Origin of the sequence: Thermobrachium celere DSM 8682 (assembly GCF_000430995.1) — a bacterium.
Taxonomy (GTDB): Bacteria; Bacillota; Clostridia; order Clostridiales; family Caloramatoraceae; genus Thermobrachium; species Thermobrachium celere.
In genome coordinates, this window is the sequence record NZ_HF951995.1 from 1 (window position 1) to 599 (window position 599).

Consider the following 599-nt stretch of genomic DNA (forward strand, 5'->3'; position numbering starts at 1 on the left):
GAACATTCCACGAAAGAATATAAAGGAGAGTAGAATATGGTAACGGCAAGAGTTCATTCCATTGAGACAATGGGACTTGTGGATGGACCTGGAATTAGAGTTGTAGTTTTTATGCAAGGATGTAAGTTAAGGTGTGCCTATTGCCATAACCCAGATACATGGGATCAAAAGGGCGGATTTGAGATTAGTGTAGAAGAACTAATTCAGAAGGTAAAAAGATATAAAATATATTTTAATCATTCAGGAGGCGGAGTTACACTTTCAGGCGGAGACCCCCTCCTCCAGCCTGAATTTGTAATAGAGTTTTTTAAAAGGTGTAAGGAAGAAGGAATTCACACAACCCTTGATACGTCAGGATGAAGGGGAAATAATATTACAAAAAGGTAAATCTTTAGGATATTTATCTCAAAATCTTGATATTGACGAAGATTTAACTGCATTTGAAGAGGTAATGAAGGTTTTTTCAGATGTAAAGCAACTAGAAATAAGAATGCGTGAAATTGAGATGGAGCTTTCTAATCCTAATTCCGATCATGAAAAACTTCTTAAGGAATATGGTAGACTTCAGACTGAGTTTGAGCATAGGAATGGATATAGCT

Annotated in this window: 2 pseudogenes; both read left to right on the forward strand. The window is 36.2% G+C overall.

The features are described from left to right. Positions 1-36: 36 nt before the first annotated feature. Positions 37-357 (forward strand): annotated as a pseudogene (locus tag TCEL_RS00145) (4Fe-4S cluster-binding domain-containing protein); the annotation flags it as partial. Further along, a pseudogene (locus TCEL_RS13665) lies at positions 344-599 on the forward strand (thiamine ABC transporter substrate-binding protein); the annotation flags it as partial. The pseudogenes TCEL_RS00145 and TCEL_RS13665, both read left to right, overlap by 14 nt.